Here is a 6,237-nt window from a genome sequence, read left to right on the forward strand (position 1 = left end):
GTTCCGGCTCCATCGAGTCGCTGGGGATGCGGAAGGAGGCGAGGAGGAAGACTTGGGAGAAAATCCAGATGCTGACTACAATAGAAACAACCAAAATCGCATTCAGTAACCAATTGATGATTTTCTTTAGAAATCCCATGTCCTTTTCAGTTGGCCGTTTTCTATAAATCCTACTCGTTGTCCCAATGCCCGGTGAGGAGTTACATACCATAAAAGGGCGTTATCCGGTATCCGGGTATAAAGTTGCGTTGTGTCCGAAGTAATGCTGTCGCATGATACAGGGATGAAATATTCTTTCTCGACATCCCAAAAATGTAGGTTACGAGGAGTTTTTCCTTTTTCTATCCAAAGTTCTTGCGTGACAAGTTTATTTTTGTCAGGTATGAATTTCCGGATGTGTCCCGACGAATCGACTAAAAACGGTGCGGTAATGTATCTCAACTCCTGTTCTTTGCCACCTTCAGCTATGATGAATATATTATTGCCGACAACATCTTTAAATTCACAGACGGCATCGGTCTGTATGCCAATAGCGACCGGTTTCCATTCGTAGTAATTATAAGCACATAAATAAACAAGGCTTTCTGCTGAGGATGGCGCTTTGTCAGCCTCGATCCTCAAATCCAAAACCGGATAACCGCTTTCTGCCGTGACATCTTTTAATAAAGGGCTTTTTAAGTATGTGGTATAACCATCGTCCGTCCGTGATTTTTTGAAATCGGCATCAAACAAGTTGCGGTACACTTTTGCAGGTTTCAGATAACGGACAGTCATAAGTTTTTGCCTGTATTCGTCTGGTCCGGCATAAGCAGGACTGAAATCATAAAATTCGCCATCCTGTAGTACGGCACACCAACTATGGGCTAAATCCATTTTCGTCCAGGTTGTGGTTTGCACGACTACCGGTATGCCGACAGCGCGCATGGCCATTGTCGCGAAATTGCATAAAGCGTCGCATTCTCCGATACCGGCCCGAAAAGTCTCTTCCACAGTCGGATAAAACGGCTGTCCGGTCTCTTTATATTTTAAATCGTTTATAAACTGTTTGTTTATGATCATACAGGCTTCGAAAGCATTTCGGGCTTTCCCGGAATCTATCAATGGCAGGTAATATTCCATTAATTCCTGTCTCATATCGGATGCCGGTTCCACTTCTGCCCGGTAGGGAAGTATGTAACGGCAAAATCCCTCAAACGAAATATCTTTAGCCCAAGGTTTTTGCCAAGCTTGAAAAGCCAAGTCTATATTTCGGATCAGATAATCACTATGTAAGGCCTTGATGTCGTAAACGATCTCTTTCCTGATCGTATATCCCTTTTCTTGTAAAGAGTCGCAATGCCTTTTTACGGCTTGGTTGTCCGTGAAATTCCGGATGTCGGGTACATATCGTTCGCCTTCGGGCGATACGAAATATTCCATCCGTGAAAAATGGAACGGCATATTCCGGATTAAGTATCGGGCTGCTTCTAACTTTATACTGTCATTTTTGTAATATTCGAGCACCTTTTCCAATTCCGCCCGATTTTCTCCGGCCATAGACAAGGCTTGTTCCAAGCTGACACCTTTTATCTTTTGTATAGCACAAGAGGTCAGAATACTTAATATCATGAATAAGAAGCATGTTTTCATAGGCAGAATGAACAATTTGTCAACATTATAGTTTTTTTGATTGAAGTCCTTGTATGTAGAACGCATCTATCCATACTATTGACTGCTTTTTAGATTAAAGAAAAGAAGAATAGGATTATTTTCTTCAGCCCTTCTTGATATGATTTGTTGCAATTCATTATCCATATATTCAGTCTTGCAATCCGTATCTAATTTTAATACAGAAATGAAGTTCTCTTTATTCGTTCCGATAATTTGTAAATAGTCAACTTTTTCAATTGATTTAGGACTATTTTTTTCTGTTTTAAGATAATAATACCCTTCTTTTTTGTCCTTGTCATATATTCCGATATATCTCCTCTCTCCGACGCTAAACTGAGAAGTTACAAACTTCTTATTTTCAAATATTTGCACAGAATAAACATAATTGTCTGTATATAATTTTTTTATATAATTATCCCCTTGTTTATCTATAGATTTCAAATACTCTAACGATGGAAAAGATAGGTTCTCATATTTCACGTCATAATAACGGAAACATGAATCTGGTGTGATTTTGTAAATGTCAGAAGTAAAAGGCAAATAGATAAATAATTCACCTTCTGATCTATAGAATCGATGAATAGGCCGCATCGTATATCCACTTTCAAATTCAATCGGTAGAAACTTCTGCTCGATTTGTCCGTTTTTGTTGCATGTTAGAACATGATATTTATAGTCCTTGTTTCCAATATGCGTTGAAAGTGAATTATAACTGACAAAATTGTCTTTATCAGCCTTTTCAATCGAGGTGGTTTCTATATGTATATCGTCGATAAACACAAATGAATTTAGATCATAAGATAATATTTTTTGCCCTAAATCCACAAGTGATATCAGATTGCTTTCTTCATCGATTAACATAGATGTTATCATTGAATATTCTCCCGGCCCCTGTCCTGTTTTATGTATCTTTCTTAAGAATTTTCCGGTATAATCAAAAACATAAACGCTTTGTGTATAGATATCAAATATAAATAATTCTTTTGAAGTACAACTAAACTGTGTGATTTCTGAGAACAGACATTCATCAGTCGTTTCAAGCTGTACATATTTTTTGTTTTCTAATAGATTTGATTGGTTTAGAGAAGAACTTGTTTCAGAAAAAATAATTTTCGTTATAGCTTGTTCTTCCTTCTTTATAGAAGTACAAGCTGTTATGCCAAACAAGACCAATAATATAAATAATTTATTTTTCATTGTCAACTAAATTCATTAAGAAGAAGAAGGACTTATCTCCGGCACCAGAACACACGTAGTTTACACTTGAATCACTTCCTGGAATTACATATTTATATTTTGTACTTCCACCTTCTCTACGAGCCAATGCCTCAACATTCTCTAATGCTAAGTCAGAGAGTTCAACATTCTGTTTGTTCTGCTGGTAGTTCCAGCCTGCCGCTGCGGCGATTGCAGCAAAAGAGATGACGCCGATAATTTTCTTTCCCATTTTATTATTATTTTAGGGATTTATAAACTTATGGTGATTGGTTCTACTGTTTGAAATCGAAGATCAAAAGCAATGGATTATCATCTTCCTTTGTTGTATTGATTATACTTCCGAATGGCTCAGACGGTGTGTATGTATTTCGCCATTCAACTACAGAATAGGCTTCCAATGGAACAACGATAGAACCATCCTTATTTGCATGATAAATGAATTGAGATATAGGGATCGTCAAACCCTTGAAATAAACATCATCTTTAATTGTACCGAAAGTATTCGATGATTTATTCTTATGGTCGAATAATGTCAATTTTTTATTTTTCTGATAGAAACTACCGAACATCGTGAATCGCTTATCCCTTATAAAACTATAAATACCATAGGCATAAGATCTTTTATGCAAATTGTCGAAAAAATCTTTAACGTTTTCATATTTCTTATCACTGAAAAAAGATGCAGGTATATTTTTCCCTTTAAAATCGATATAGAGGAGCGGATCCATATTTCCGCCTTCAACAGACTTGTAAATAGTATCATTGATCGGTTGAAAAAAATAAATAGAATCATGATCTTGATAAAAATTGTGATGAGCGAATATGAACAAGTATCCTGTTTGGTTTTTATCTACTTCTAAAAATGCGGAATCTTCTTTCCAATTTTTAATCCGATGCAATTTGTGACTTGTATCAAATCCGTTATATAAAAAAAATGTATTATTCACTATCGGCGAAATAGCTTGTGCATAGTACTTGAGATGAAATGTTGAAATACTATTTCCTGAATGATCATACGTTATTGTTTTTTGTTGATTCCTGTCCAATATTATAATATTTTCACCGTCTATCACAAAATCTGAAATCCCAGAATATTCATCTGGAGCTTCACCTCTTTTCTCTAAGCAAAGGGCTAATTCTCCTTCTTCGGAGAAAGCAAAAAGAGTTAGTCCATCAGAGATATAAATTTTATTATTTTCACACTTAATGTTCTCTATTTCCCCCATAAGAGTATCCGTCGGAAGCTTGAGCATTCGAAAATTCTCAAAGTATTCTGACAATTTCAACTCTGTATCTGAAGCTATGTCTACTTCTATGGCAGGAACGGATGTAAGCCTCTGTTCCTCAGGAAGGCAACCGAATGTGATAAAGACCCAACAAACAAGGAGCCAGACTCTCTGTTGATCATGAAAAAAAATAGACTTTCTCATTTGAAATAATTTGATGATTAGAAGTATTCAAAAAGATATGCCCAAATTTATCTTATAAGACATTATTTGCGAATTAAATTCTGACATATCTCTAATATTAACATTCTAACAAACTGGTGATTGAGTACAATTATTACCGTTTAAAGGAGTACAACAGTATTCTCCATTCGCCTTTTGAGCCAATGCCTTATTGTTCTTTCCACTTTCATTTCTTGCCAATGCCTCGACATTCTCCAATGCCAAGTCCGACAATTCAACACTTTGTTTATTTTGCTGGTAGTTCCAGCCGGCGGCGGTGGCGATCGCAACAAAAGCGATTACGCCAAAAAATTTCTTTCCCATTTTCGTTTTGTTTTAGGAATTTATAGACTTATGTTTGTTTTTGAACCTTTCGCCCGGTATCATTTCCCGAGACGGGTGATTTCTAACCCTTTTGTCGTTTGTTTCAAATTTACTACTTTTGCCGTTACCTCCTTCTTTATTTGTTATTGAATGAGGGAAAGTCCGGGAGTTTCTGCTAACGTTTGTGAGGCGGTAGGCAGGAACTCCTTTCTTTTTCCTGTTAATTGCTTTATTTTACCGGATAAATCTCACCATCAGCGAGTTAATATGTCTATTCTGTTCGATAGAATTCTCTTGATTGTTCCATAATGTTTCATGATTATTGCTCATTTTATTAATGATGAACAAATTGATCCTTTAAATACATAATTTGCAACTGTACTGTTTCACTGTCTTCGGATTGTTGAGAGAGCCTACACCATGATTGATCATTAATACAGAATATCTTATTGTCAGCGAAAAGAATATCATCCATATCATTTATAAATTTTTTAAATATGATGGTTTCTTTTGTTTTCGAATTAATTAGAACATACCTATATGGATTCTCTTTTTCTCCAAACATAAAATAGCATAACAATACAGAATGAGGAGAGGGAACAAAATCAAACATCATTGATTTCATATTTAAATCTTTGGGATTTTGATTTGATGCAGTTCGTATGTCTAATGGCACTTTCTGCTTCAAATCTATTTTGTAAAGTCTGGAAATGGATTTATTGTTTATAAGATAGATGCAATCGTCGTTTCGATCGTAATAGTAAATTTTATTTTCTGATTGTTCGATATAGGTAGACATAAATTCAAAAGACTGATCATCTCCATCATGCTCTAACAGCAAAGATTCTTGTTTTTCGATCGGCTTGTAAAGCCAAACACCGTTTCTCTTATACACCTTATTTATACAAGGTTGCATGATTAATAACAGATTGTCCATCCATGCAAAATCTCTCATAAAATATTCTATTTTATATGAATATGCATATTCTCCTTTATAGGTATAAACATTGACTTTGAAATTCATCATATCATAGATATGTATTAAATTCGAAGTAGAATCAACAGCTATTGCATTGTCTTTATGATATTCTTCTGGCCCTTGACCAATCCTATTGATGTGACTCACCAGTTTATGATCTTTTAAATTAAAAACGAAAACTCCCTCATTTTTAGAATCTTGAAAAATAAGTGTATCTGAATCAAAATAGATTTTTTTTGATTCCTGATAATAAACATTCTTCTCCTGCATCTAAATTAATATATTCAACCCGTTCAAATATAGAAGAATAGTTTATGCTACTCTCTGCATGCTCTAAATTGATAAATATAGAATCGACTTTAGTGTCTATGCAAGATGAGCAAATTAATAATAGGACCAAGCTGATGTTATGTATTTGTTTTAAAATCATATCAATACCGTATGTAAATGTTTGATAATATGTTTTAACATGCCAAGAGTCGTGATTAAGAGCCTGTTTAAATTTCTCTGAAATAAATTTTGCATAGCCCTCATCGGCCTGCTTTATTGCATTATAGGATTATTTTGAAAAACAACTGTCATACTATCACTAATTTCCTTTTATCAATTGAATATCAA

The 6,237-nt window shown here is 34.9% G+C and carries 6 protein-coding genes; all 6 read right to left on the reverse strand.

Features of this window, described 5'->3' with window-relative positions; genetic code table 11:
• Positions 1-126: 126 nt before the first annotated feature.
• Entirely contained in the window at positions 127-1,608 is a 1,482-nt protein-coding gene (locus tag KTG12_RS20765) for a transglutaminase domain-containing protein (RefSeq protein ID WP_229034181.1), read from the reverse strand.
• Between the two features lie 96 nt (positions 1,609-1,704).
• Positions 1,705-2,847 carry a 6-bladed beta-propeller gene (locus KTG12_RS20770; RefSeq protein WP_046452831.1) on the reverse strand — a complete coding sequence of 381 codons (1,143 nt, stop codon included), beginning with the start codon at positions 2,845-2,847 and terminating at the stop codon, positions 1,705-1,707.
• Positions 2,837-3,097, reverse strand: coding sequence for an NVEALA domain-containing protein (locus KTG12_RS20775; RefSeq protein WP_046452832.1), 261 nt, complete (start codon positions 3,095-3,097; stop codon positions 2,837-2,839). The genes KTG12_RS20770 and KTG12_RS20775 overlap by 11 nt, the downstream gene beginning before the upstream one ends.
• A 43-nt stretch (positions 3,098-3,140) precedes the next feature.
• Complete coding sequence (locus KTG12_RS20780; protein ID WP_149936092.1) at positions 3,141-4,298, reverse strand: 6-bladed beta-propeller; 1,158 nt, start codon at positions 4,296-4,298, stop codon at positions 3,141-3,143.
• Between the two features lie 105 nt (positions 4,299-4,403).
• Positions 4,404-4,640, reverse strand: coding sequence for an NVEALA domain-containing protein (locus KTG12_RS20785; protein WP_149936091.1), 237 nt, complete (start codon positions 4,638-4,640; stop codon positions 4,404-4,406).
• Between the two features lie 334 nt (positions 4,641-4,974).
• On the reverse strand, positions 4,975-5,889 hold the full coding sequence (locus KTG12_RS20790) for a 6-bladed beta-propeller (protein ID WP_149936090.1): 915 nt from the start codon (positions 5,887-5,889) through the stop codon (positions 4,975-4,977).
• Positions 5,890-6,237: the final 348 nt, after the last annotated feature.

The sequence above is a fragment of the Parabacteroides sp. MSK.9.14 genome (assembly GCF_019041495.1).
In the GTDB taxonomy this organism is placed as follows: domain Bacteria; phylum Bacteroidota; class Bacteroidia; order Bacteroidales; family Tannerellaceae; genus Parabacteroides; species Parabacteroides merdae.

What these genes read in the sequence shown, in the direction of transcription:
- KTG12_RS20770 (WP_046452831.1), bottom strand. Translation starts at nt 2,847, where the DNA reads ATGAAAAATAAATTATTTATATTATTGGTCTTGTTTGGCATAACAGCT.
- KTG12_RS20785 (WP_149936091.1), bottom strand. Translation starts at nt 4,640, where the DNA reads ATGGGAAAGAAATTTTTTGGCGTAATCGCTTTTGTTGCGATCGCCACC.
- KTG12_RS20775 (WP_046452832.1), bottom strand. Translation starts at nt 3,097, where the DNA reads ATGGGAAAGAAAATTATCGGCGTCATCTCTTTTGCTGCAATCGCCGCA.
- KTG12_RS20765 (WP_229034181.1), bottom strand. Translation starts at nt 1,608, where the DNA reads ATGATATTAAGTATTCTGACCTCTTGTGCTATACAAAAGATAAAAGGT.
- KTG12_RS20780 (WP_149936092.1), bottom strand. Translation starts at nt 4,298, where the DNA reads ATGAGAAAGTCTATTTTTTTTCATGATCAACAGAGAGTCTGGCTCCTT.
- KTG12_RS20790 (WP_149936090.1), bottom strand. Translation starts at nt 5,889, where the DNA reads ATGCAGGAGAAGAATGTTTATTATCAGGAATCAAAAAAAATCTATTTT.